The organism is Mesorhizobium sp. M7A.F.Ca.CA.004.04.2.1 (assembly GCF_004022825.1).
Lineage (GTDB): Bacteria > Pseudomonadota > Alphaproteobacteria > Rhizobiales > Rhizobiaceae > Mesorhizobium.
The window spans coordinates 1-1,518 of sequence record NZ_RZPH01001249.1 but is presented as its reverse complement, the minus strand read 5'-3'; the positions used below and the strand labels follow the sequence as shown (position 1 = coordinate 1,518).

The following is a 1,518-nucleotide window of genomic DNA, read 5'->3' as shown; positions in this document are numbered from 1 at the left end:
TAAAAGCAGCCGATTTGGCCGGCCGCGCAGTTGCATTGACAACTTTACCGACTATATTCCGGCCAAATTTCAAGGGCCGCCAAATTGGCGGCTGTTTTCAAAGATCAGGAGTACCTCGATGTTCGTGACACCGGCATACGCCCAAGGCGTCGGCGCTTCTCCCGACATGTTCATCAGCATTTTGCCCTTTGTCCTGATTTTCGTGATCATGTATTTTCTGATCATTAGGCCGCAGCGCACGCAGCTGAAGAAGCGCGGCGAGATGCTGGCGGCTGTCCGTCGCGGCGACACGGTCGTCACCGGCGGCGGCTTCGTCGGCAAGGTGACCAAGGTGATCGACGACAACGAGCTCGAGATCGACCTCGGTAACGGCTTGAAGGTGACGGCGCTGCGCTCGACGATCGCCGATGTGCGCGTCAAGGGCGAGCCGGTGGCCAACCAGAACGCCAAGAAATAATCCAATTTTAGGCGGAGCGATCCGCGGACACGCTCTGACGGACGACGCCATATGCTGTATTTTTCGCGCTTCAAGATGATCCTGATCTGGGTGGCCGTGGCCATCACAGTGATCCTCGCCGCGCCCAACCTGTTCTCCGCCAGCACGCTGGCGCAATTGCCCAGCTGGGTACCGAAGCGGCAGATGACGCTCGGCCTCGACCTGCAGGGTGGTTCGCACATCCTGCTGGAAATGAACCAGAACGATCTGATCAAGGATCGGCTGGAGACGACGCGCGATGAAATCCGCACGCTGCTACGCGACGCCAAGATCGGCTATACCGGCCTTGCCGGCACGGGGCGGACCCTGCAGGTCCGCATCACCGATCCCGCCCAGATCGATGCCGCCAAGACGGCGCTGAAGACGCTGACCGATCCGGTCGCTGCCGGCCTGTTCACCGGCGGCTCCGTCCAGGAAATGACGCTCGACGATTCCGAGCCCGGCCTGCTCAAGTTCAACGTCACCGACGCCGGCATCAAATACCGCACGTCGACCGCGCTGACGCAGTCGATCGAGGTGGTCGAACGCCGCGTCAACGAACTCGGCACCACCGAACCGATCGTGCAGCGGCAGGGCGACGACCGTATCCTTGTCCAGGTGCCGGGTCTTCAGGACCCGCAGAGACTGAAAGAAATCCTCGGCCAGACCGCCAAGCTGACCTTCCAGATGGTCGACCAGTCGATGCCGGTGCAGGACGCGCTCAATGGCCGTCCGCCCGCCGGGTCATCGGTGCTGTATTCGCAGGACGATCCGCCGGTTCCGTATCTGATCGAAAATCGCGTCATCGTCTCGGGCGAAAACCTCGTTGACGCACAGGCGACATACAATTCGCAGAACAACGAGCCGGTGGTGTCGTTCCGCTTCGATTCGAAAGGAGCGGCGCGCTTCGGTCAGGCCACGGCGCAGAATGTCGGCAAGCTGTTCGCCATTATCCTCGACAATCAGGTGATTTCGGCGCCGCAGATCCGCGAGCCGATCCTCGGCGGCACCGGCCAGATTTCCGGCAATTTCACTGCCCAGAG

General features: G+C 61.1%; 1 protein-coding gene and 1 pseudogene. Both read left to right on the top strand.

Features of this window, described 5'->3' with window-relative positions:
- Window positions 1-118 precede the first annotated feature (118 nt).
- Window positions 119-457, top strand: coding sequence for a preprotein translocase subunit YajC (gene yajC / locus EN893_RS33520; protein ID WP_127270542.1), 339 nt, complete (start codon window positions 119-121; stop codon window positions 455-457).
- Between the two features lie 51 nt (window positions 458-508).
- A pseudogene (locus tag EN893_RS33515) lies at window positions 509-1,518 on the top strand (protein translocase subunit SecDF); the annotation flags it as partial.

What these genes read in the sequence shown, in the direction of transcription:
- yajC (WP_127270542.1), top strand. Translation starts at nt 119, where the DNA reads ATGTTCGTGACACCGGCATACGCCCAAGGCGTCGGCGCTTCTCCCGAC.